21 protein-coding genes are annotated in these 25,152 nt (G+C 38.7%); 9 read left to right on the top strand and 12 right to left on the bottom strand.

The genetic code is table 11. The features are described 5' to 3' along the window. The first annotated feature begins 97 nt into the window (after positions 1-97). From cysD to BUF13_RS07280, 5 genes are all read left to right on the top strand, one after another. Entirely contained in the window at positions 98-997 is a 900-nt protein-coding gene (gene cysD / locus BUF13_RS07300; protein WP_073571123.1) for a sulfate adenylyltransferase subunit CysD, read from the top strand. Positions 998-1,191: 194 nt separating this feature from the next. Continuing rightward, positions 1,192-2,451, top strand: coding sequence for a sulfate adenylyltransferase subunit 1 (locus tag BUF13_RS07295; RefSeq protein ID WP_073571122.1), 1,260 nt, complete (start codon positions 1,192-1,194; stop codon positions 2,449-2,451). 126 nt (positions 2,452-2,577) lie between these two features. Then, positions 2,578-4,677 (top strand): HEPN domain-containing protein, encoded by a 2,100-nt coding sequence (locus tag BUF13_RS07290; protein ID WP_073571121.1) that lies wholly within the window; start codon positions 2,578-2,580, stop codon positions 4,675-4,677. Beyond that, positions 4,674-5,459 (top strand): uroporphyrinogen-III C-methyltransferase, encoded by a 786-nt coding sequence (cobA, locus tag BUF13_RS07285; RefSeq protein WP_073571120.1) that lies wholly within the window; start codon positions 4,674-4,676, stop codon positions 5,457-5,459. Before BUF13_RS07290 ends, cobA begins: the two co-directional genes overlap by 4 nt. A gap of 89 nt (positions 5,460-5,548) precedes the next feature. Continuing rightward, complete coding sequence (locus BUF13_RS07280; RefSeq protein ID WP_073571119.1) at positions 5,549-6,124, top strand: precorrin-2 dehydrogenase/sirohydrochlorin ferrochelatase family protein; 576 nt, start codon at positions 5,549-5,551, stop codon at positions 6,122-6,124. Between the two features lie 2 nt (positions 6,125-6,126). On the opposite strand, the gene BUF13_RS07275 is transcribed toward BUF13_RS07280, so the two are convergent. The 3 genes from BUF13_RS07275 to BUF13_RS07265 all read right to left on the bottom strand — a co-directional run bounded on the left by BUF13_RS07275 (position 6,127) and on the right by BUF13_RS07265 (position 9,571). Continuing rightward, positions 6,127-7,374: a hypothetical protein gene (locus BUF13_RS07275; protein ID WP_073571118.1), complete on the bottom strand. Its 1,248-nt coding sequence runs from the start codon at positions 7,372-7,374 to the stop codon at positions 6,127-6,129. An 8-nt stretch (positions 7,375-7,382) separates the two neighbouring features. Continuing rightward, the gene (locus BUF13_RS07270; protein WP_073571117.1) at positions 7,383-7,613 is read right to left on the bottom strand and encodes a hypothetical protein; all 231 of its coding nucleotides are present in this window, start codon (positions 7,611-7,613) and stop codon (positions 7,383-7,385) included. A 338-nt stretch (positions 7,614-7,951) separates the two neighbouring features. Next, complete coding sequence (locus BUF13_RS07265) at positions 7,952-9,571, bottom strand: hypothetical protein (protein ID WP_073571706.1); 1,620 nt, start codon at positions 9,569-9,571, stop codon at positions 7,952-7,954. Positions 9,572-9,756: 185 nt separating this feature from the next. On the opposite strand from BUF13_RS07265, the gene metK reads away from it, so the two are divergent. Together metK and BUF13_RS07255 are read left to right on the top strand one after the other, a co-directional pair. Next, positions 9,757-11,010, top strand: a complete 1,254-nt coding sequence (gene metK, locus BUF13_RS07260; RefSeq protein WP_073571116.1) for a methionine adenosyltransferase — start codon at positions 9,757-9,759, stop codon at positions 11,008-11,010. Between the two features lie 184 nt (positions 11,011-11,194). Continuing rightward, positions 11,195-13,369, top strand: coding sequence for a bifunctional alpha,alpha-trehalose-phosphate synthase (UDP-forming)/trehalose-phosphatase (locus BUF13_RS07255; RefSeq protein WP_073571115.1), 2,175 nt, complete (start codon positions 11,195-11,197; stop codon positions 13,367-13,369). Positions 13,370-13,544: 175 nt separating this feature from the next. Here the strand turns inward: BUF13_RS07255 and BUF13_RS07250 are convergent, their stop codons facing one another. The 9 genes from BUF13_RS07250 to BUF13_RS07210 form a co-directional block, all read right to left on the bottom strand. Continuing rightward, the gene (locus BUF13_RS07250) at positions 13,545-14,399 is read right to left on the bottom strand and encodes an N-acetylmuramoyl-L-alanine amidase (RefSeq protein WP_073571114.1); all 855 of its coding nucleotides are present in this window, start codon (positions 14,397-14,399) and stop codon (positions 13,545-13,547) included. A gap of 73 nt (positions 14,400-14,472) precedes the next feature. After that, complete coding sequence (locus BUF13_RS07245) at positions 14,473-16,254, bottom strand: glycoside hydrolase family 15 protein (RefSeq protein WP_073571113.1); 1,782 nt, start codon at positions 16,252-16,254, stop codon at positions 14,473-14,475. A gap of 136 nt (positions 16,255-16,390) precedes the next feature. Beyond that, a complete protein-coding gene (locus BUF13_RS07240) occupies positions 16,391-17,923 on the bottom strand; it encodes an FG-GAP repeat domain-containing protein (protein ID WP_073571112.1) in 1,533 nt (510 codons plus the stop codon). 85 nt (positions 17,924-18,008) lie between these two features. Continuing rightward, positions 18,009-19,130 (bottom strand): 6-bladed beta-propeller, encoded by a 1,122-nt coding sequence (locus BUF13_RS07235; RefSeq protein WP_073571111.1) that lies wholly within the window; start codon positions 19,128-19,130, stop codon positions 18,009-18,011. A gap of 65 nt (positions 19,131-19,195) precedes the next feature. Beyond that, a complete protein-coding gene (locus BUF13_RS07230; RefSeq protein WP_073571110.1) occupies positions 19,196-19,447 on the bottom strand; it encodes a hypothetical protein in 252 nt (83 codons plus the stop codon). A gap of 290 nt (positions 19,448-19,737) precedes the next feature. After that, a complete protein-coding gene (gene nadD, locus BUF13_RS07225) occupies positions 19,738-20,304 on the bottom strand; it encodes a nicotinate (nicotinamide) nucleotide adenylyltransferase (protein ID WP_073571109.1) in 567 nt (188 codons plus the stop codon). A gap of 4 nt (positions 20,305-20,308) precedes the next feature. Further along, complete coding sequence (gene gmk / locus BUF13_RS07220) at positions 20,309-20,881, bottom strand: guanylate kinase (protein WP_073571108.1); 573 nt, start codon at positions 20,879-20,881, stop codon at positions 20,309-20,311. A 5-nt stretch (positions 20,882-20,886) separates the two neighbouring features. Further along, the gene (locus tag BUF13_RS07215; protein WP_073571107.1) at positions 20,887-21,159 is read right to left on the bottom strand and encodes an anti-sigma factor; all 273 of its coding nucleotides are present in this window, start codon (positions 21,157-21,159) and stop codon (positions 20,887-20,889) included. 12 nt (positions 21,160-21,171) lie between these two features. Next, positions 21,172-21,765 (bottom strand): sigma-70 family RNA polymerase sigma factor, encoded by a 594-nt coding sequence (locus BUF13_RS07210; RefSeq protein ID WP_073571106.1) that lies wholly within the window; start codon positions 21,763-21,765, stop codon positions 21,172-21,174. Between the two features lie 117 nt (positions 21,766-21,882). Between BUF13_RS07210 and BUF13_RS07205 the strand changes: the two genes are divergently transcribed. Further along, positions 21,883-22,719 (top strand): lysophospholipid acyltransferase family protein, encoded by an 837-nt coding sequence (locus tag BUF13_RS07205; RefSeq protein ID WP_073571105.1) that lies wholly within the window; start codon positions 21,883-21,885, stop codon positions 22,717-22,719. Between the two features lie 135 nt (positions 22,720-22,854). Continuing rightward, a complete protein-coding gene (locus BUF13_RS07200; RefSeq protein WP_073571104.1) occupies positions 22,855-25,116 on the top strand; it encodes an ATP-dependent helicase in 2,262 nt (753 codons plus the stop codon). The last annotated feature ends 36 nt before the right edge of the window (positions 25,117-25,152 follow it).

The raw sequence follows: 25,152 nt of genomic DNA, 5'->3' as shown, positions 1-25,152 counted from the left end.
ATTAGAAGTCAAAAATCAGAAAATTAGTTTTCGAAGCTGTAAAAGTTTAACCATTTAGGTCAGTTCGTATTTCAAATTTTCGTAATTCGTATTTCCTATGTCAAACCTATTTATACCAAACCCCAAAGAAGCAGAATCCATCCACATCCTTCGCGAAGTGGCTGCGCAGTTTGAGCGTCCTGTTTTGCTTTTTTCAGGTGGAAAAGACTCCATTACTTTGGTGAGATTGGCTCAAAAGGCCTTTTTTCCTGCAAAAATCCCATTTCCATTATTGCATGTGGATACCGGACACAATTTCCCTGAGACCATTGAATTCAGAGATAAATTGGTGGAAGAGTTGGGATTGGAATTGATCGTTAGAAACGTTCAGGATGCAATCGATCAGGGGAAAGTTCGGGAAGAAAGAGGTCGCTATGCAAGCAGAAACTCTCTCCAGACCACCACACTTCTAGATGCGATAGAGGAGTTCAAATTTGACGCATGTATTGGCGGTGCTAGAAGAGATGAAGAGAAGGCTAGAGCGAAAGAGCGTGTTTTTTCTGTAAGAGATGATTTTGGACAATGGGATGAGAAAAACCAGAGACCTGAGCTTTTTGATATGCTAAACGGGAAGATCCATTTGGGTCAAAATGTACGTGTTTTCCCTATTTCCAACTGGACTGAACTGGATGTGTGGGAGTATATCAGAACTGAAAATATTGAGATACCAAGTATCTATTTCGCACATAAAAGAGATGTCTTTTTCAGAGATGGATTGATTTGGACAGCCAATGAGCACGTCTATCGCGAGGAGCATGAAGAGGTGGTTGAGAAGTGGGTTCGTTTCCGAACTGTTGGAGATATGACCTGTACGGCGGCTGTATTATCAGAGGCTGTTTCTTTGGATGATGTGGTTGCTGAAATCAGAGAGTCTACCATATCTGAGCGTGGAGCCAGAATCGATGATAAGCGATCGGAAGCAGCGATGGAGACGAGAAAGAAGGTTGGATATTTTTAAAAAAAGGTAAGTGATATTCAAGAATTGAAATTTCTTGAATATTAAAGATAGCTACGCAGATAGGTAAAGATATTCCGCATTAGCGGAAAGATACTATTCAAAAATATATCGTGACCGAAGGGAACTTGTCTCTACATATCTCGCGAAGCATTTCTTTCGAATTACTGAAATGCTAAAAGATAATTAAGAAAACAATGGATATACAAGGAAGAAAACTCATCAAAATCGCTACTGCTGGATCAGTGGATGATGGAAAAAGCACGCTGATCGGGCGATTGCTTTATGATACCCATTCTTTGACAACAGATAAAATTGAAGCTATCGAGAAAAACTCGAAGCAAAGAGGTTATGATTACCTAGATTTCTCTTTAGCTACCGATGGATTGGTTGCAGAGAGAGAGCAAGGGATCACGATTGACGTGGCTCATATCTACTTCAATACCTCCAAAACCAATTTCATTGTGGCTGACACTCCGGGTCATGTCGAGTATACTCGAAACATGGTGACAGGAGCTTCCACTTCTCAGGTGGCCATTATTTTGATTGACGCTAGAAAAGGAGTGATTGAGCAGACTTACCGTCACTTTTTTATTTCCAATCTACTTCGCATGAGTCATGTGGTTGTAGCGGTGAACAAAATGGACTTGGTGGATTATTCCGAAGAAGTATTCCAGAAAATCAAGTCTGATTTTGATGAATTGGTAGCAAAGAGTGACTTCACCGAAGATCAGATCACCTTTATTCCTGTTTCTGCTTTGAAAGGCGAAAACGTAACCTGTGAATCAGTACAGATGCCTTGGTATGTTGGAAATACCTTGTTGGATCATTTGGAAGTTTTAGAACCAAATGACTTGCAGGAAAGCACTGTTGCCAGATTCCCTGTTCAATATGTTGTTCGTCCAAAGACCGAAGCTTATCATGACTTTAGAGGCTTTTCAGGAAAGCTTTATGGCAATTCCCTGAAAGTCGGAGATAAGGTTGCCTTGCTTCCCTCTGGAAATGAATCAACGATCAAGGGCATCCATTTCTTTGACCAAGAGCTAAAAGAGGCAGCACCTGGTGCTTCTATTACCATCACATTGGAAGATGAAGTTGATTGTAGCCGAGGCGATATGATTGTCAAAGTCGGAGAAGAGCCAATTAGTGAGAAATCGCTGACTGCAACTCTTTGCCAAGTGAATTCCAAAGCTCTAAAAGTAGGTCAGAAGTATATCCTGCAACATGGTGTGAACCGGGTTTTGGCAAAAGTTGACCGAATTGAAGAGAAAATACATGCGGACTTCTCTGGAAAAGAGGAGGCAGAACAATTGAAGCTAAATGACATTGGTCGAGTTCAATTCCGATTGAGCAAACCAATCCATGTGGATTCTTATAAGAGCAATAAATCTAATGGTTCCTTTATTCTGATCGATGAAGGAAGCTTTGATACCATTAGTGTCGGCTTTATTGATTAACGAATCTTTCTAAGGAAGGACAAACCCAAAGTGCCTATTTAACCCTAACAACCTGTCCCGCTTTTGCGGGACTTTTCTAACAACCTAAAACCTATTTTCCCCATAGGGAAATCAAACTATTACGCCATGCAAAGCTTTCGAACAGAAATAGAAAACCCGATTGTAGAAAGGGATATTCTCGAATTGGAGCGTAAAATCGCCCTTTTCAAGGAGGGAAAAATCGATGAGGAAAAATTCAGAAGTCTTAGACTAGCTCGTGGAGTATATGGACAAAGGCAGCCTGGAGTTCAGATGATCCGAATCAAACTGCCTTATGGCCGAGTGACTGGAGATCAATTGAGAAGGATCTGTAAGGTTTCAGAAGAATATTCTACTGGTAGACTTCATATCACGACAAGACAGGATATCCAGATTCACTATGTGAGCTTGGATAGAACTCCTGAGCTTTGGGCTGAATTGGAAAAAGATGATGTTACCCTTCGTGAAGCTTGCGGTAACACGGTTAGAAATGTGACTGCCTCTGAAACTGCTGGCATTGATCCAAATGAGCCTTTTGATGTGACTCCTTACGCGGATGCTACTTTCAAATACTTTTTAAGAAACCCGATCTGTCAAGAAATGGGTAGAAAGTTCAAGATGTCATTCTCTTCATCTGATGAAGATACCGGACTCGCTTACATGCATGATTTGGGTTTTATTCCGAAAGTGAAAACGATTGATGGTAAAGAAGTTCGTGGTTTCAAAGTGTTGTTGGGCGGAGGTTTAGGTTCTCAGCCGAGACATGGAGATGTAATCGCTGAATTCTTAGAAACTGACCAGTTGATCCCATTGATTGAGGTGGTTTTGAGAATCTTTGATCGCCATGGCGAGAGAGCCAGAAGAAATAAAGCCAGAATGAAATTCTTGGTCAAAGATTTGGGACTTGAGGCCTTTTTGGAATTGGTTGAGCAAGAAAGAAAAGCACTTCCTTTCCATTCTTATCCATTGGATTTTGAAAACTCTGAAGCTGGACAAAAGCTTCCAAATCCAGAGAAACCTGAATTGGGTGCTGAGCTGGGATTGGATTTTGAGCTTTGGAAGCAGACAAATGTACTGCCTCAAAAGCAGGCAGGATATGTAGCTGTAGGAGTTCGCGTTCCTTTGGGAGATTTCTATATTTCTCAGGCGAGAGCATTGGCAGATTTAGTACAGAAATATGCCAATGATGAAGTGAGATTCACTTTGAGACAGAATTTCTTAATTCGCGATGTTAGAGAGGATTTGGTTCCTTATTTCTATCAGGAATTGAAGAAAATCGGATTGGCTGAAAGAGGATATAATTCCCTAGGAGATATCACGGCTTGTCCCGGAACAGATACCTGTAATCTGGGTATTGCCAGTTCCACGGGTATTGCTGTGGAATTAGAAAAGGTAATTCTTGATGAATACCCTCAATATTTGAAAAACAAAGATTTGGTCATCAAAATCTCTGGCTGTATGAATGCATGTGGGCAACACAATATGGCCCATATCGGATTCCAGGGAATGTCCATGAGAGTTGGTAAAACCGTGATCCCAGCACTTCAAGTGCTTTTGGGTGGTGGAAATCTAGGCGATGGCAATGGAAGATTTGCAGATAAAGTCACAAAGATTCCAAGTAGAAGAGGTCCTGAGGCTTTACGTATTCTTTTGAATGACTTTGAAGCTAATTCTGGTGATTTGGACTTCTTGAGCTATTACGATGAAAAAGGTCAAATTTATTTCTATGAATTGATCAAAGAATTGGCAGATTCTTCAAAAGTAACTGAGGCTGATAGAATCGATTGGGGTAGAGAAGAGAATTATGAGGTAGCAGTAGGTGTTGGAGAATGTGCTGGTGTAGTGATCGATTTGGTGGCTACTTTGCTTTTGGAAGCCAAAGAAAAATTGGATTTAGGCCAGGAATCTTTAGAAAATGGACGCTGGTCTGATAGTATCTATCATCACTATGCTGGTTTGATCAATGCTGCCAAAGCATTGCTTTTGGGTGAAGATGTTAGCACCAATAGCTATGCAAATATCATTTCCCTCTTTGATGAGAAGTTTGTGGAAACTGGGAAAGTGAATTTGGGTAGATCTTTCGCTGATAAAGTTTATGAAATCAAAAATCATGAACCTTCAGAAGAATTTGCTAAAGCTTATGCTGCTCAGGCATTGGAGATTTATCAGGTTCTGAAAAATTATAGAGAAGAGGAGGTTGAGGCATGAGAGAGATAATTTATCCGAAGGTGACATTGGTTGGTGCAGGACCTGGAGATCCCGAATTGATTACACTGAAAGCTATTTTGGCATTGAATACAGCAGATGTTGTATTGTATGATGCCTTAATTGATCCGGTTTTATTAAAACATGCTCCGGAAACAGCATTGAAAGTATTTGTAGGTAAAAGAGTAGGAAAACATTCTTTGCCTCAAGAGGACACCAATCAACTTTGCGTAAGCATGGCCAAAAAACATGGACATGTTGTGCGACTAAAAGGTGGTGATCCATTTGTGTTTGGAAGAGGTTCCGAGGAAATCGACTATATCGAAAGCTTCGGAGTTTCTACCTATGTAGTGCCGGGAATTACTTCCTCTATTGCTGTTCCGGCTATGGCGGGGATTCCTGTTACCAAAAGAGGTGTTTCGGAAAGCTTCTGGGTGATCACGGGAACTACATCCGCTCGAAAATTGTCAAATGACGTTCGTTTGGCAGCTCAGTCTTCAGCAACTGTCGTGATTTTGATGGGGACTCAAAAGCTTCCTGAAATTGTTGCGGTCTACAAAAACTCAGGTAAAGACAATTTGCCAATCGCAATTATCCAAAACGGGACGACCAGAGATGAAAAGATCACTGCGGGTGTGATTGGCGATATTTTGCCAAAAGCTCAGGGAAATCAAGTTCAGTCTCCTGCCATCATCATTGTAGGTGAGGTGGTGAGAGAAAGCTTGAAACTGGCAGAGGTATACCGTGAGGCAATTTTGGTTGATACTCAAGCTAACAGGCCGTAAACAAAAGAATTGAATTAGAAAGCTGAAAACCTGGATGATAGATTCAGGTTTTTTTGATAGTTTGGATTTAATCTCTTCGCAATTATCCTATGAATCATTTATATCCAATTTTCTTAAAAGTTCATGAGCTCAATGTGCTGCTAATAGGTGGTGGCAATGTTGGGACAGAGAAATTGAGCTTTTTACTCAAATCAAGCCCCGAGGCTCAAGTGACAGTTGTTGCCAAAGAGTTTAATGCTGATTTTATGGAGTTGGCAACGGGGAAAGATTCTGTGACTTTGATCGAGGATGCATACCACGAAAAGTACCTGGGTGGAAAGCATATTGTCATAGCAGCCACCGATGATAAGAAAGTGAATCTGCAAATTCGAAATGAAGCTAAGGAGAGGTTTATTTTAGTCAATGTGGCGGATACACCAGAGCTCTGTGATTTCTATTTAGGAGGAATTGTGACGAAGGGAAACCTGAAAATTGCCATTTCAACCAATGGAAAATCACCTACAACTGCAAAAAGATTAAGACAACTTTTAGAAGAGGTTTTGCCAGAGGAGATTGATGATTTGCTGGAAAACCTCCATTCTTACCGAGAAACTTTAAAGGGTGATTTCGAATATAAAGTCAAAGCAATGAATGAGTTGACTGAAGGGCTGGTCGGGAAAAAATAATTTTATTTTTCGCCTATTTGTTCTTCTTCATTGTCAGGTTCTGACTTCAGCGTCTTCTTACTTGTAAAGGTTCCTAAAAGGAATATTGAAAATATTGTAATTGGAATTAATAACCCAAATCTAATATAATTAAATACATATAGATATGGGATTAGAGAAATTAGAGTTATGAATAATGAATCTTTGATTTCTGATTTATGTTTCTCGGTTTTGTAATTTTTGAAATCTAATATTTGAGAAATTAATATGATGGTGAAAATTGCAACAAAAGGTGTGATAATAGAAAATCCTATACGTCTGTAAATGCTTGCAAATGGGTATAAATGTAAATCCCAAATTCCATTAATTATACATAATATCGTAATAGTTAAAAGGATAAGTGAAATAGAAATATTAATGAATTTTTGGTAAATATCCTTAATGTCGGAAACTTTTATATATGTTATTGAAATATTTTCTATTTCGGGATTTAACACGGTGAATATGTTTCCTTTTATTCTTTTTCTGTATGTAAGGGTATTGTTTTGTTCCGAATGAAGTATAAGGTTAGGGTCATTATTATCTTCAGTTAGTTGATTTTTTATTAATTCATAATTTGGAGAGTCCGACTTAATCCGGTAAAATTTATAACAATTTTGTATTGCAATAGCTTCTGTTTTTCCTTCTTCATCATAAATTATTTGATGAAGTTTTCCTGTAAATAATTCTTCAGACTTTGTTTTAATATCTACTTTGGTATAGTAAAAGTCTCCAATACTGTGAGTTGAATTATTTTTTTTATTAGAAGCTAAAAGATAATCCCATGGATTTTGAAACTTCAGTATCGAGAAACGTTTTTCTAAACTTAAGATGAAGATTATTTTGTGAATTACGTAACCTGAAATCCCAGAAAATATATAAAGAGAAAATAGAGTTTGTAAAATAGAAAATAAGGCTGTTTCACTTTTGAATATTTCAGGATATTTATTTTCATATAAACTTGTAAAAATATCAATATAAGTTTTAGAAGAGAGTGAGTGAATATTGTAAATAGGTTTGAATTGAATTTTTATTAGCAAATATACAAATATACAATATGCGAGAATGGAGAATAAACTAAATAGAATATTCCATAATACTCGTTCTAACGTATTTCCTGATTCAAATCGTCTATTTAATTTTCCAGTAAAAAAAGATCGTCTAAATAGAAATCCTGGAAACAAAAACACCATTATGTATATAATGGTGTTTAATGCAATATTAAGATTCATTTAACTTCTTAAATTGAGATTGTCACTTCTTTGTTATTAAGAATAATTTTTTTCGATTTAGATTTTTCTTTCATTAAATCTTCAATGGCTTCTTCAAAGGCTAATTTGTCTTTTGGTTTTTTTAGAAGGTCATCAATATTTTCTTCATCGCTCTTTACAATTAGCTCATTAATGTTTTTATAATGGCCAATAATCGTTCTAATTGCACTAGAAAGTGTGTTAAATATGTTTTTACCCATCTTTTGTAAAATTTAAACTTCCTTACTATAAAATTAAAAACGTTAGTGGTATTGATTTGTTGATTTTTAACAATTTTTAACATTGAAAAAAACCAATTAAATCTTAAAAAAATTTAATTCTTGATGTTTTTGTATGTGTTGCTTGTATGGCGTAAATATGAATATTTTTTTTAAATCTACAATAATTCTTGTTTTAGTTTCCTCTTAATTTTAAAGATTTGCTTTGTGGTATCATTTTTTATTTCAAAATCGAGCGTTTTTAAAGACTATAAGGTTTTTGGACCTTCATTTAAATTCTTTTTAAAATGTGGCTAGATTCAGATGGTTAGTTTAATTTTTTAATGCTGATCAATCCCTGTCATTTCCCAATGGCTCAAAGAGATAGGAATACTTCCTATGCTATTCAATTGATCAAAAAAGTCCTTTAGGTTAAATTCCTCTCCATTTTCTTCTTTCATTTTGACAAAATCCGCCATGGCAGCTTCCAGCAAGTACTTTCCTGTGATGTAGCTACTTCCATACCCGGGCTGTCTCATGTATAGATGCTGTTCAAAAAGTAGTAGTTCTTTTTCCGTTTTCATCCAGCCTCGTGGGGTATAATCTGAATGAATTCCTCCTGCTTCAACCATCGTCATTTCATTCGCCTGAGCATAAAGTGAACCTAAACCTCTGGCAGCCCTTTGGGCGATCATGATGTACACAATTTCTCTTGCGCGTGGACTGTCCTTATAAAGTCCCGCATTCATAAATATTTCCTCAACTGCTGTAGCGGTTCCCTCATTTCTCGAATCCCAAATATTATAAAGCAAAGGCTCTCTTCTGATTTCACTTTTGTTAGGTTCTAGGTCCATTCTTGCCAACTCAAACCAATGGTAGAAATGAGAATACAAAGGACGTGGATCATAGTGCATGCCGATTGAAAAGAAGTTTCTCTTGTCTTTTGGAATGAAAGAACCCATATGTTCCCGAATCGCTGGTTCGAAATAATTCTTGACAGTTACAATTTGCTTTTGATCCAAGAAATCCAAAAGACTCCGAATTGATTCCTCTGCCATCAGATCAAATTCTTCCGGAGAGCTAGCGTCTTTCAACTCAGGTAAGCCTTGATTTTTATGCTCCTCCAATTTGAGAGAAGACCAAGCTCGAGCTAATTCCCTTTTCAAAATCATCACTTCATCTTCCCAAGTCAAAGGAACCAAATGAACATTCTGAAGATACCAGGTATAGTTTTCTTTGCCGATTCCGGATGGGCCAGTTTTAGTTGGCGCTTTTTCATTGAGCCACTCAACCAATTCATCTGTGGAGGTGCTAGCCTCTTTAATAGCTAAAACTAATTCCGAATCATTGGAGACACCTGGGAATTCAAGGATTTTCAGCAATTCTTCTGCTTGAACTTGAATGCTGGGAATTCCAGCAGCCCAGAGCTCTTTGGCATTTCCAGTGAGGTTGATTTTTGCTTGATCATAAAAAGCAGTTATTGATTTTAATCCTTCAAGAAGCTTTTCCCTATTTGTTTTATCTAGAGGGAATTCATATTTCCACAAGTCAATCACGCCATGATTTGTCGGTCCTTCATGCGCTGGTACATCGCTCCTTTCTGTCCAAAGAGTTTTATAAAAAGCCGGATCTCTTTCCCACGGTTTCAGAATTCGATAATTGAAATCATAACCATTCATTTCTGCCCAAACCAAACGCCAATCTACTTGTTGACTGATTGACCAGCCAGAGGTATCGATCGCTATAAGCTGAGCCTGAAGTTGCTTGAATTTAGGCTGCCGCATTTCAAAGGTTTCTTTTCTATAATCAGGAGCTCCATCCAAAAGCGGCGGATTTTCGAAAGCTCTCCATTCATTAAAAAGTTTCACCAAATCAGCATAATCATTTTTTTCAACTATAGCCTGTGATGGGAAAATAAATGAGGAAAGGATGATCAGAGTAAGGAGAATTCTTGATTTCATTGGTTGGGATTTGAGAATACTAAATCTTTGGTTTTTGTATAAATCTCTAGGAAGAAATTTCACAGGAAAGCCGTTCTTCCGAAAATAACAATTGTGTGCCAGTATCGTTACTAGTTAAGTTTTTTATTTGAACCTTAAGCGCTATTTTTGGGCTTTCTTAGAGAATCGTATTAGAACGTAAGTTTATGGCATATCTATTTACCTCAGAGTCAGTTTCTGAGGGTCATCCAGACAAAATTGCTGACCAAATTTCAGATGCATTGATTGATAACTTTTTGGCATTTGATCCCAATTCTAAAGTAGCCTGTGAAACATTGGTAACCACTGGACAAGTAGTATTGGCGGGTGAAGTGAAATCAGAGATTTATTTGGACGTACAAAAAATCGCTCGTGATGTGATCAATAGAATTGGTTATACCAAGTCTGATTACATGTTCGAAGGACATTCTTGTGGTGTTTTGTCGGCTATTCATGAGCAGTCTGCTGATATCAATCAAGGTGTAGATAGAACTACTCCCGAGGAGCAAGGTGCTGGTGATCAGGGAATGATGTTTGGTTACGCGACCAACGAGACTGAAAACTACATGCCTCTGGCTTTGGATCTATCTCACATGCTATTGAAAGAGCTTGCTGAGTTGAGAAGAGAAAGCAAAGACATCACTTACCTTCGTCCTGATTCCAAGGCTCAGGTTACTATCGAATATTCTGATGACAATGTCCCTCAGAGGATTGAAGCAATTGTAGTTTCTACTCAGCATGATGATTTCGATGAGGAGGAAGCAATGCTTGCCAAAATCAAATCTGATATTATTTCGATTTTGATTCCAAGAGTTAAGGCGAAATTGAAGCCTGAATTGCAGAAGCTTTTCACTTCAGACATCAAATATCATATCAACCCTACCGGGAAATTCGTGATCGGTGGTCCTCACGGAGACACTGGTTTGACTGGTAGAAAAATCATCGTTGATACCTACGGAGGAAAAGGAGCTCACGGTGGTGGAGCATTTTCTGGTAAAGATCCATCCAAAGTAGATAGATCTGCAGCATATGCAACTCGTCACATCGCCAAAAACTTGGTAGCTGCTGGAGTAGCTGATGAGGTTTTGGTTCAGGTGTCTTATGCAATTGGTGTTGCTGCTCCAATGGGAATCTATGTAAATACCTATGGTACTTCTAAGGTTGGAATGACCGATGGGGAAATCGCGAAGAAAATCGAAGAGCTTTTCGATATGAGACCTTATGCGATTGAGCAAAGATTGAAGCTAAGAAATCCAATCTATGAAGAGGCAGCAGCTTATGGTCATATGGGTAGAACAAATGAGGTGGTTACCAAAACTTTTGTGTCTCCGTATAGAGATGAGATAACCCTTGAGGTTGAATTGTTTACGTGGGAAAAATTAGACTATGTTGATAAAATCAAAGCAGCTTTCGGACTGTAATTTGATTTAGTATAAATGACAGAAAAGCCTCGGTGAAAACCGGGGCTTTTTGCGTTAAGGAACTGTGATCAATTAATTATTTAAGGCTTTTTTCCTCCCGATTCCCCCTAGTTTTGCCTATATTTAAGCTTATCGCCTTTTTGAGGGAATCAGTCCCTAATTACCTTTTTATATCATAACCACCATGGCAAAAACCATTATCGTATCCAACCGACTACCTATTTCTTTGCGTCATCGAAACGGTCGTTTCGAATTCAAGCCTTCTGCTGGAGGCTTAGCAACAGGCTTAGGGTCTATTTATAAAACAGGAGAAAATATTTGGATTGGATGGCCAGGAAATACAGTTGATGATCCTGAGCAAAGAGCAGAAATTATTTTAGAGCTTCATGAATTAAAAATGGCTCCTGTTTTCTTGTCCAAAGAAGATGTAGAGCAATTTTATGAGGGCTTTAGTAATGAATGTCTATGGCCGGCATTTCATTACTTTACTCAATACATGATTTATAATCCAGAGCATTGGGAAGCCTATGTTCGGGTTAATCAAAAGTTTTGCGAAGCAATACTAAAACGAGCTGATCCTGATGATACCATTTGGGTCCATGATTACCAATTGCTTTTGCTTCCTCAGATGTTGAGAGAAGTGCTGCCTAATGCAACGATTGCCTTTTTTCAACATATTCCTTTTCCTTCTTATGAGATCTTGCGAATGATCCCATGGAGAAAGCAATTGCTAGAAGGAGTTTGTGGTGCAGATCTGATAGGGTTTCATACCTATGATGATATGAGGCACTTTTTGAGTGCTGTGAACCGAATTACTGGACTTTCTAATGAAAGTGGATACTTGCAAGCTGAAAATAGAATCATCAATGTTGATTCTTTCCCGATGGGGATCGATTACGACAAATTTGCCAAACAGGCCAAAAGCAGAAAGACTCAAAATATAGTCAAAGAATTCAAGGGGCAGATGATAGATCAGAAGTTGATCATCACGATAGATCGTCTGGACTATTCGAAAGGAATCCCTCAGAGGCTCCAGGCCTTTAATCAACTTCTAAAGGACCATAAAGAGCTTCATGGTAAAGTATCCATGATCATGATTGTGGTGCCGAGTCGGGATAAAGTTCAATCCTATAAAGAGCTCAAAGAGGAAATTGATTTACTCGTAGGTAGAATGAATTCCGACTATTCTACTCTAAACTGGGTGCCTGTTCATTATTTCTATAGAAGCTTTCCTTTCGAGGAGTTGAGCGCATTTTATAGCATGTCTGATATTGCTTTAGTTACGCCCCTTCGTGACGGAATGAATTTGGTATGTAAGGAATTTGTGGCAAGTAAAACTGATCAGAGTGGTGTGCTAATTCTTTCAGAAATGGCAGGAGCATCTAAGGAACTTCAGGATGCTGTATTGGTGAATCCAAATGATCAACAGGGAGTGGTTGATGCGATTTATGAGGCACTACAAATGAAGCCTGCTGAGCAAAAAGCTAGGATTTCTTCCATGCAGGAAAGCTTGAAAAAGTATGATATTTTCCAATGGGTAAAAGTTTTTATGGACCGCATCGAACATGTAAAGGAAAAGCAAGAAGAGCTCACTTCTAAAGATGTGGACACCAAAGTGATCAATGAGATCCAAAAAAGCTTTAAGGCCGCCAAACGCCCAATTCTATTCTTGGATTATGATGGGACTTTGACAGGATTCACTGCAAACCCGCAAGATGCAAAGCCAGATGCAGAGCTGAAGGCAATCGTCAAAGGACTGAGTGAAAAAGCTGAGGTAGTAATTATTTCTGGGAGAGATAAGGATACCCTCGGTACTTGGTTTAAAGGCCAAAAAATCGATATGATTGCTGAGCACGGAGTTTGGGTGAAGAAAAAGGACAATCAAGGTGATTGGGAGCTTTATGCCGAGGTGGATGACAGCTGGAAAGATGATATTCGCCAAGTGATGGAATACTATGTGCTAAGAACACCTGGAGCATTTATCGAAGAGAAACATCATTCCTTGGTTTGGCATTATAGAAAAGTGGAAAGTGGCCTCGGAGACCTTCGTATGCGTGAATTGTTTAGCCATTTGAAATATATGGCCAGAGGTCATAATCTCCAAGTTTTGGAAGGAAATATGGTCTTGGAAATCAAAAGACCTGATATCAACAAAGGACGAGCTGCTACAGCCCTCATGAAAGGAAATGAGTATGACTTTATCCTGGCAATTGGAGATGATTGGACAGATGAAGATACTTTCAAAGCAATGCCTAAAAATGCCTATTCCATTCGGGTGGGATATGCCTACACGCAAGCCAATTACAATATCAAATCCTTTAGACAGGTTAGAAATCTGCTAGGAAAGTTGATTCAGTAAGAAGGATTATATGCTACGCGAAATACAATAGAAATACGCTTTGCGAAATACCTAGAAATACAGCTTCGCTGAAATAAATGGTTTGAAAAGATAGGCCTTCTGTCAGATAGATTGAAGATATGCCTAGGGGGAGATAAGGAATATGCTCTTTGTCTCTTTGCGGGAAATAAACTACTTATCTATACTTCAGATATAAATCATACAAAATCAATTGATCCAATTCAGTCAATTCTGGTTTTTCTATATCTCTTTTTGTGAAGTGAATTTTGAAGGATTGGATAGCAGCTTTGGGGTCCGTAACATCGTATCCGATGATTCTCAAAGCATCAATAGGATTGAAATTTTCTGGCAATTTCCCTTGGTATCCTGTCTGCATTATAGCTTCATCAAACCAAAATCCGTAGCCTTCATCTGCCAATCTTTTCCAGGGGAAATAAGGACTTGGATCAACTTTTCTACCTGGTGCTAAATCCGCGTGCCCAATAAAGTTGGCCGTCGGGATATTGTACTTTCCTTTTAGGATTTTCAGGAGCTTCAGCAAGCTTTCAATTTGCATTTCGCTGAAATATTCGGAACCGTTATTATCCAACTCTATTCCAATTGACGAAGAGTTAAGGTCTGTGTCATTTCCCCATCTTCCCCTTCCTGCATGCCAAGAGCGGAGGTAATCATTCAGCATCTGAACCACCTCGCCATCACGACTGATCACATAATGAGAACTCACAGAAGTTCTTTTGACAGTAAAGGTTTTGATAGTTTGATCCAGTGACTCTTGTGCCGTATGGTGAATGACAACAAAATTGGGCTTTCTAATGCTAAAATTGCTTGTGCCAATCCATTGATCATTGATCACCAAACTGTCATTGGGGCTTTGAGTTTTGGTAGCCGGCTCTGTCAAAAATATTGCTGTAGCCTCCTCAACTTGAGCCTTATGAGCTTTATTATTTTGGAAATAGAAATCCCTTGAGCAAGACATCAAGCCAAGCAAAACAAGTGACAGGACCAATGAAGTAACTTTTGATTTTAGCATCGTTATTTTTTCTAAAAACGAATCTAAATCAATCTCATTGGACCGACTACTTGATTTATAGGAGTGGGTTGAATTAAAGGAAGCTAGGCCTGTCTAGTTTTTTGCCGATTCGGTATGCCGCATTCATCAAACCTACGTGAGAGTATGCCTGAGGGAAATTCCCCCATTGGCTACCTGTAGATTGATCCACATCTTCCGAAAACAGGTTGAGATGATTACAATACTTGGTGAGAGTTTCAAATCCTTCGATCGCTTCTTCCAATCTATTGACACAAGCAAGTGCTTCGATATACCAGAATGCGCAAATCAAGAATGTGGTTTCCGGAACCCCGAAATCATCCATGTGCTTGTATCGGTAGAATAGAAAGTCTTTTGCCAATAAGTCTTCTTCTAATGCTTTCAAATGATTGTTTGCTCGCTCCAGATCATCTCCAAAGTATCCCATGGTGATCAATTGCAAAGTGGAAGCATCCATGTGCTTGGATTCAATTGCCTGAGCATAAGCTTTTCTGTCTGGTAAATAACACTCCTCAATTTTACGGGAAGCCTCATCTCTCAAAAGAATAGCTTTTTGGTACATAGCCTCATTTTTCAGTCGAATACCAATCTTGGCAGCCGCGCATGCTCCAGCCCAATGGAAAAGGTAGGTGTAGCAATGTCTCTGGGCCAGATTTCTGAACTCCCAAAGTCCTGCATCTTTCTCATCCATGGTTGCCTCGATCTTATCCAATAAGTTCATGATCAAAGGCTCTGAGTGACTTCTTTCAGATTCTGTAAAACGCTGATCAGAATAAAGGGGTAAAAGCGAAACCAAAACCTGTCCGTACAAATCATTTTGGATGTGCGTATATGCCTGATTTCCAAATCGAACAGGTGTATTGCCTAAATAACCTGCCAGATCTGTCACTTCCTCAGTCAAAAGCCAATCTCCAGTAATCGAATACAAAGGCTGATACCTTCCTCCTGGCCCGGTCGGTAGATTTTGGATAAAGTCAAAGTACTTTTCCAGTTCTTCGAAGTGTCCCAAACTGTTGAAACAGGTCAAGGTGTAATAGGTGTCTCTTATCCAGCAATAGCGATAATCCCAGTTTCTTGTGGAACCGGGAGATTCCGGCAAAGAAGTGGTCGAGGCGGCGATAATGGCCCCGGTATCTTCAAATTGGTGGATTTTTAGAATCAATGCTGACCGCAGAACGAGTCTTTGATGAAAATTGAAAATGCTGGTCGATTTAACCCAGCCTTGCCAATAGTCGCGAGTGGATTGAAGGAAGCGTTCAGATGTGCTTTCAATCGGTGCTTCCAATGGCCTGCCATAAGTAAATACCAAATAAACTGGTCGCTGCAATGCGAAGGCCTTACAATCACAGATATAGCTCAAAGGGGCTGTGGAAGTCAGTCTTATCTCCTGATCTATTCCCATGTAGCGTATGTGATTGCTTCCCAGGCTTGGGGTCAACTGGATATTTCCCTTTTCGGTTACAGGTTGACATTCAATTTTGATTCTTGGCGATCCATGGACAGGTTCAATTTTTCTTATCAGCATCAATGGCTTGTAATACCTGTCGTAATTCTTAAATCGAGGAGCAAAATCGGTGACTTTGTAACTTGAGTCCTCTGTAGAGACAATAGTCTCCAAGATATTGGTGTTCTCCACATAAGTTTGAACAGAGGAGAATTCGCCTGATTCAGGTAAAATGGTAAACTTTCCGCCCTTCTCACGGTCAAGCATTCCTCCAAAGATGAAGTCTGAATCAAACCGTGGCATACAAAGCCATGAAATATTGGTATCTTTTTCGATATGGGCGATATAAGCACAGTTGCCAATTAGGCCAGAATCATAGGTGTGTTTACTCATTAGGGATTAAGCTAAGGTTGGAAAAATTGGTGGCTATCAGGTATGAAGCAAGAAACTAAAAAAGGGGAAAGGATGCAAAATTCCGCTACTATAAAGGCTGGCTCAATGAGTTTTAATTGTTTTTGCCTCGAAAATCTTAATCGTCATTCTTCTGATTCTCCAAGATCAGTACACTTGGAACCTCTTTGATACCTTGGATCAGGAGTTTGCTGAACTCACGGAAATTGTGATTGTAGGCTCCAAAAACGATGTCCAAATCTCCATCACTATCTAAATCTCCCAAGTCCAAAGTAAGCCATTTAGCCAAGGAAGCCTCAGGAATATATCGAGCTTGGAAAATCATATTTCCCTGATTCTCGAACAATAAAAATTGATTGTTGGGGTTTTCCAAATCATCATAAAAAGCAATGCTGACAAAATCTAAATCCCCATCTTGATCATAGTCCAAAGCCATGGCTTTTGCGGCCCCATATTGAGGATAGAACCAAGATTCTTCAAATTGCTCATTTCCTTTGTTTTCAAAAATCCGAAAGCCATGATAGGGTTTGTTGACAGCAGAATAATCCCAATTGTCTCCATTGGTATACAGGATATCCAGCAATCCATCTTGGTTGAAATCATGCATTTCAAAGTAGCTGGACCCCATTACAGGAGAAAACCTCAGCAAAATTTGTTCAGGAGAAAAATTCCCATTTCCCTGATTGTAGAAAACTGAAATCCGCTCATTTCCTTGGGCGAAAAGGGCAATGATATCCAGTTTTCCATCTTGATTCAAATCCAAAACTTCCAGTTTTCTGGCTCCAGCCCCTCCAAGAGTTAAAGGCTCGGATTGGAAATCTCCATCCTTGTAAATGGAAATATTCCCTACATGGTGCCCGTAATTACACAATAGAAAATCCGGCTTTCCATCCTTTTCCAAATCCTTCCATATCCCATAAACCGGTCTGGAAAGATTTTCCAAGATTTGGTTCCATGTCCCGGAATTTAAGTCCAATTCATACAAAGCTCCTTGAGAAAGATCACTAGGAGCGATAGAGCCAATCGTCATAAAATCAAAGACTCCGGGAGATTTTGGGATAAACTGGACTACTGGGCTTTCGATGGAAGGAAGGGTGAAAAGCTCATCCGTGATGGTCTTTGCATACAATTGTTTGGCATTGGCATCTGAAATCAACAACTCTGCCCTTGACTCATTGATCGCCACCATACTGGTCATGGGGCTTTGGATTCCTTCGATAAATAGGTTTTTAGCTTCAAAGCCTTCTAAAGGAATGGGAATGGCCTTTAGTTTCTGGGCTGCTAGAATTTCTGGAGCTTCTAGAAAGTAATAGTTCGAGATTTTTTGAAAATCATCAGCGCCAATGATTGCCTCAGCTGGATAGACGTTGAGGTTTTTCAGGATTTGTATTTCCTCAGGGCTTCGCTTTTCCCAAATAGCCAAACTATCCTGAGCTTCTTGAAAACCCATATAGGCAGCCATCTGGGGAAGGACATGGGCTTTCCAGATTTCTTTGGGTAATAGCTCCGGTGAAGGAAATGCATGACAGGCTCCGCAATAAGTTTCTGCCAGAGTTTTTCCTTGAGTCACTTCATCCTTTTGGGCAAAGGCTTTAACTGAGGCGAGAATCCCCCAGAAATAAAGTAAACAAAGAAAATAGCGGAAAGACATTTAACCTGATGAATTCAAATTTTAAAGGGCAAATGTCTTGAAAATTTGGTTTTTTTGATTGTCTCAAATTCAGATTGATTATTTTTTATGGAATTTCTTTTAAATCAAAAGAAAGTAAAATAAAGTCTTCGATACCTACTTTATCAAATTGATCAAACTGTTTCTGCAAATTCTTGTTTTTACTAAAATCCCATTCTCCTAAATCATTACTTGATAAAACTGCAATAAATTTGTCATCTTCCGAAACTCCAAGAATACCTTGGATATTTAAAACCCCGAGTTTCTCTCTAATTATTTCCTGTACGGAATATGTCGAATTACTATTTTTTGAATAGACTCTACCTTTTAATCCAGAATTATGCAGTGTAGAAAATGTTATAAAGTTTTTATTTTGGAACAAATCGATAGATCCGATCAAAATATCATTTTCCCTGAAAGTATTAATAGGGCTTGATTTCTTATTTAATTCAATAAATGAGATCTGATTTTCGAAATCAAGGATGTAAATTGGTTTAATAGTTAGATTTTTTAGATCAAAATTATATAATGTATCACGAAGTCCAATTGATAACAAATAATTGTCTCCGATTCCCTTAGAAATTACATTTCTTTGGTCTAACGGTGAATTGTCTAAGTCTGGATTATAGGGGAAGCTTGAATACTTAAGAGTATTGTTTATATTTACTATTATGTTGTCTTCTCCATTCATGGAGCTATTGTTTATAATTATTTCTCCATTTTTAATTAACTCTAAATCACTGTAGTATAGATTATTTTTATAAAATTCTTCTCTTAAATATGTTCCATTTATGCTAAAAAATATTTTCTTTTTAAAATCCATTGGTATAATTTCCAATTCGTTTGTAAAAACATTATAAAAGATGCTCTCGATGTTTTTATATTCTCCCGGCCCTTCACCTATATTGTGAATATGATTTACGTAATCTCCATTATTATTGTAAATAAAAACAGCGTTTCCAATTAATTTATCCAATATTATTAGATTATTTTTTATCGGTATTATTTTGTCAATTGTTCCTATTTGTGCATGAGGGTTTTCCTTTAGGTGAATTATATGTGGAGTAACTATTGATAAATTGTTGGGTTCGGTGGTTTTTCTTACTAATATTATATTCTCATCAACCATATTTTTTTGACAAGATCCAATAATTACACTAAAAATAATTAATAGCAATTTTTCTTTCATGAAAAACTAAATTTAGTGACCACTTCATTAATGAAGTGGTCAATTATAAATGGAATGATTTTCTCTTAAGGGTTTTTAGCGTTTGTAAAAGTACAAGCCGTTGTGGATGTTTTATTACAATCAAGTCCTGCTAAAGATCCCAAAAATGAAGTTTTTCTATTGCAAACTGTGACATAAATCAATTCGCCTTGATACCTAATGGATTCTACGCAATCCTCTCCATCGCTAGGATCACTAACGCTAGCTTTCGTTTCAAAAGAAACTCCAGTCATCATCATTGATCCCAAAAAGGTCAATCCAAACAATAATTTTTTCATAATCTTTAAAATTTAGGTTCTTTGTGCAGCCACGAAGAACAGTGTTGAATAAAAAAGTCTTTGGCCAAAAACAGCTTTCAGACGAAAGCCGTAGGTAATATTATTATTATTATTATTATCCCTCACAACTATTTAAGTAAAATATTTTAAAAAAATAGTTAATTAGGATTTTTGAGTCCTGAAAATTGTAGGATTCTGAGAAGGAAATAGAATCTTTGCTCCTTAGGCTTTGAAATTCAATGGGATAGGTTAGTCTTTCTATGGACTATTGTCTATCGTCTATGGACTAATCACAAATACAACTTCCGATCCCGGATATACTCTTCTACTTTCTCTGGAAGCAGATATTTGACAGACTGATCGTTTTGGATGGATTCCCGGATAAAAGTGGCTGAAATATCCAGCAGCGGGGCGTCTACTTCCTGAAATGCCGAATGATCAAAAGTTAATTTTTCTCCGGGTCTCGGATAGACATAGATCTGATAATGCTCCAAAATCTGTTCGTAATTCTTCCACTTTTTGAATTGATTTAGATTGTCAGAGCCTAAAAAAATGCTGAATTGATGATTAGGGTATTGCTCACTTAAATAAGTAAGGGTATCGATAGTATAGCTTGGACGTGGCATGTGGAACTCCACGTCGCTGGCACGAAAATGAAAATTGTCTCCAATCGCCAACTCGACCATTTTCAATCGGTCAAACTCATGGATCAGGGATTTTCGTTTTTTTAATGGGTTTTGAGGACTGACTACAAACCAGACTTCATCCAGTTCGGATCGATCATAGATCGTATTGGCGATGATCAAATGACCAATATGGATTGGGTTGAAGCTACCAAAAAACAGTCCGACCTTCACGGTTTTAAGAATCTAGGAATTCAGTGACTAATTTTTCTGCTTCAGCGGAGGAAACTGCAAAATCATCATTGACGATGGTCACATCAAATTGAGGCTCGAATTTCATTTCAAATTCCGCCTTAAATACTCTTCTGGATAGGGATTCCTCAGATTCTGTTCCTCGGTCGTTTAGACGTGTTTTCAGAACTTCTAGCGAAGGGACTTTTACAAAAATCGCCAAAGCCTGATTGCCAAAGTATTTTTTCAAAGCCAATCCTCCTTTGACATCGACATCAAAGATGACTGCTTTTCCAGAATCCCAGATTCGTTGAATCTCTTCTTTCAGTGTACCATAAAAATTTCCGGCATAGACTTCTTCCCATTCGATGAAGTCATCATTGTCAATATGCTTTTTGAATTGTTCTTGACTTAAAAAGTAATAGTCTTTGCCATGAACCTCATGTCTTCCTCTACGATCTCGAGTGCATGCAGAGATGGAAAAACCCAGATTGGGGACATTTTGAATCAAATGCTTGACCAATGAAGTTTTTCCTGACCCGGACGGGGCCGAAAAAATAATAGCTTTGCCTTGAGTCATGGGGATTATTTGACGTCCTGTATTTTTTCGCGAATCGTTTGAGCCAACTCTTTAGGTACTGACTGCTTGGTGCATTTGTTTTTCAATACCTCACGGATAGCTTGCTCAAGGTGAAAATGTTCAAAACAAGGCTGACATTTAGCCAGTTTTTCCTTGAGAACCTCTTTGCCAGGGTCCCCCATTTCACCATCCAGAATGCTCTCCAATAACTCAAAGCATTTACTGGTATCATCACACCGTAGTTTTCGAGAACCTGATGTTTCTTCGTTCATTTCCATGCTTTTCTTTAATTATTCCTCCTCGTCAGTGTCGTATCCCATGTGTTGGGCATACCCTTTCAATTTTTCTTTCAGCAGATTTCTCGCTCTATGGAGTCTGGATCTCACGGTCCCAATCGGGATGTCCAAAATCTTGGCCATCTCCTCATAGGTGAATCCTTCCAGGTCACAGAGGATAATCACTGTTCGGAAGTCCACTGCCAAACTATTGAGCGCGTTGGAGATCTCATCCCCCAACATATCCTTGACGGATTCTGCTCTCAAGTCTGTGGTTCCTTGAAAGTCAACATCATCTGAGTTGTAATAAGTTTCAACTTCTTGATAATCTACCTTCGCAGGCTGCTTGCTTTTCTTACGATATTCGTTAATAAAGCTGTTTTTCAGGATGCGAAACAGCCATGCTTTCGCATTGGTTCCCTGTTCAAATGAATTGATGAACCTATAAGCCTTTAGGTATGTGTCCTGTACCAAGTCTTTGGCATCGTCCTCATCAAATGTGAGTCGGTAGGCAAAGTTGTACATGGAGTCTATATGCGGCATAAACTCCCCATCAAAGATGGAGTTTTTCTCTACCTGAGAATATTTTCTGCGCTGTACTTCCGACATAAGTTTCAAAAGTAATGATCTGCTTAATTTATAACTAGGAATCGGGAACTTTTCCCTCCTTTTCCTTTATTTTGTAGCTACGAAAGGCACTGATTGCCTCAATCCCAATGATTTTCTATGTTTTTCTTTCGGTTGTTATCCAGACTTCCATTGTCGGTCTTATACCTGTTTTCTGATTTTCTCTATCTCATAGCCAGATACGTAATTCGCTATAGAAAAAAGGTCATCGACGAGAATTTATTGCATGCATTTCCGGAGCTTACTGACTCCCAGCGAAAAAAGGTCCGAAATCGCTTTTACAGGAATTTTACTGACACATTTGCCGAAACCATCAAAATGCTGACAATTTCGGAAAAGGAACTTCGTCAGAGATTTCAGGTAATCAACCAAGAATCCATAGACCAGGAGATTCATAATGGGCGAAGTGCTTTGATGATGGCTGGTCACGTTTTCAACTGGGAAATGGCCATATTGGGAGTTGCCTTGAATACAAATGTGACAGCTGAGACAGTTTATCTCAAATTGAATAATCCATTCTTTGAGAAGTTGATGTTGAATATCCGGACTCATTTTGGTGGGGTGATGACTGAGAAAAAAGAATTTCGCAGAAGCATGATCACCATGAGATCTGAGCCAAGGATTGTCCATTTAGCAGCGGATCAACGGCCTCCGAAAAAAGAAAAAAGGTACCTGAGGGAATTTATGAATAGACCTGCCTATTTCTTTGAAGGAGGTGAGTTTTTGGCGAAACGGATGGAGCTACCAGTTTTCTTTGGTTTTATGACAAAAATCAAAAGAGGACATTATCGATTTGAGTTTACCAAAATGGCAGAACCTCCTTATGACCAAGATGCACCGAACAGCATCATCGATAGGTTTTGTGAAAATCTGGAGGCAAATATCAAAGCCCAACCGGATCTATACCTTTGGAGCCACAAGCGCTGGAAGGTCTGAAGACTTTAAATCTTTCTTGAAGATTTTTCATTCCTGACAGAAAATGGCAGAAATGAATAGCTGACACTGAAAAAAATGAAAAAGTTTTGGTATTGTATCCCAGATACTTGATACCGATTCTTGATACTTTGAATAATGACATATTTAGAAGAACTCAATCCACCTCAGCGTGAGGCAGTAGAGCATACAGATGGGCCGGTGATGATTATTGCGGGTGCTGGGTCAGGAAAAACGCGTGTCTTGACCTATAGAATTGCGCACCTGATATATGCCAAAGGGGTAGATCCATTTCAGATTTTGTCACTGACTTTTACCAATAAGGCAGCAGCAGAAATGAAGCATCGTATTGAGTCTTTGGTTGGATTGGATGCTCGAAATACCTGGATGGGTACTTTTCACTCTGTTTTTGCGAAAATTCTTCGAGTGGAGTCTGAGAAAATCGGATACCCTTCTAATTTCACTATTTACGATACAGACGATTCCAAATCTTTGATCCGGACGATTGTCAAGGAAATGCATTTGGATGACAAGGTTTATAAAGCAGGAACGGTTCTTTCCCGGATTTCCGGAGCGAAAAACAGATTGATTTCTTGGCAAGCTTATTTGAATGATCCTTTTGTCAAAGCTGATGATGAAGCGGCGATGAAGCCAAAAATGGGAGAGATTTATCAGAAATACCAAGAGCGCTTATTCAAGTCAGGTGCGATGGATTTTGATGATCTACTTTTCAATACCAATGTACTGTTTAGAGATCATATTGATGTTCTCAATAAATATCAGCAGAGGTTCAAATATGTGATGGTAGATGAGTTTCAGGATACTAACCTATCCCAATATTTGATCACCAAAAAGCTGGCTGCAGTCCATCAGAATATCTGTGTGGTAGGGGATGATGCGCAGAGTATTTATGCTTTTCGAGGAGCAGATATCCAGAATATTCTCAATTTCGAGAAAGACTATCCGGATCTGATGGTGGTAAAATTGGAGCAAAACTATCGCTCTACCAAGACGATTGTAGATGCGGCCAATTCAATTATTGACAAGAACCAAGCTCAGCTGAAAAAGACGGTTTGGACTTCTAATCCAGATGGGGATTTGATTGAGTTGGTGAAAGCCACTTCAGATAATGAGGAAGGTAGGATCGTAGCCAATACGATTTTCGAAGAAAAGAACCTCAAGAAGCTTCAGAACAGTGATTTTGCCATTCTCTATCGAACCAACTCTCAGTCCAGAGCGATAGAGGAAGCCCTTCGCAAAATGAATATTACCTACAAGATTGTGGGTGGACTTTCTTTCTATCAGAGAAAGGAAATCAAGGATTTGATGGCGTATATGCGATTTACAGTAAATCCGGTGGATGAGGAAGCTTTCAAGCGAATCATCAATTATCCAAAAAGAGGGATTGGGAACACTTCAGTTGAGAAAATATTGGTGGGGGCCTATGATCATGATGTTCCATTGTGGGAGGTAGTTCAAAATGCGCATAGCTTTTTGCCGGGAAGAGCAGGAAGTTCTGTGGACGATTTTGCGACCATGATCAAAGCTTTTCAGATAGAAGTAGAGAGAAAAGATGCTTTTGAAGCAGCCAATTCGATTGCTAAGCAAAGTGGACTGCTGAGGGAGCTTTACGAAGACAAAACTATCGAAGGACTCAACCGCTATGAAAACGTCCAGGAATTGCTCAATGCAATCAAGGAATATGTGGATAATGAAGAGAATGAAGATAAAAGCTTGGGAGCTTTCCTTCAGGAGATTGCCTTGCTTACAGACAATGATAGAGATAAAGACACGACTGACTCCGTGACCTTGATGACTATCCATTCTTCTAAAGGATTGGAGTTTAATCAGGTTTTCGTTGTTGGAATGGAAGAAGACTTGTTCCCGTCACAGATGATGATGCAGAGTAGGGAAGATTTGGAAGAGGAGAGACGATTATTTTACGTAGCGACTACAAGAGCGATGGAAAAGCTATACTTAACCTATGCTTTGACTCGTTATCGATTCGGTAGATTGTTGAATTGTGAGCCGAGTCGCTTTTTAGAAGAAGTCAATCCAAATTGTATCAAAGTAAGCAAGAAGAAATCGGCAACCCGTGAAATGCCCGGAGCATTGAGAAAAGAAGGTTTGCCGGGATCATCAGGATTTATCGGAATAAAAAAGAAACCAGAGACTCGTGTGGCATCGACTTTGAAGGTGCATACTCCAAGTCCGGATTTCAAACCAAGTAATACCAATAATCTTCAAGTGGAGCAATTGGTAGAGCATCCGAAATTTGGATATGGAAAGGTGCAAAAAATTGAAGTTGAGGGGCTTAATAAAAAAGCTACGATTCAATTTGAACATTTTGGCGAGAAAACTTTATTACTTAGCTTTGCGAAGCTCAGAATTATAGACTAATCACCTGCCTCCCTGCCTTTTGGTGATTTTTTTGTT

Origin of the sequence: Algoriphagus zhangzhouensis, assembly GCF_900148515.1 — a bacterium.
Classification (GTDB): Bacteria; Bacteroidota; Bacteroidia; order Cytophagales; family Cyclobacteriaceae; genus Algoriphagus; species Algoriphagus zhangzhouensis.
The sequence above is the reverse complement of the archived record's forward strand: the minus strand, read 5'-3'. Positions and strand labels throughout refer to the sequence as shown.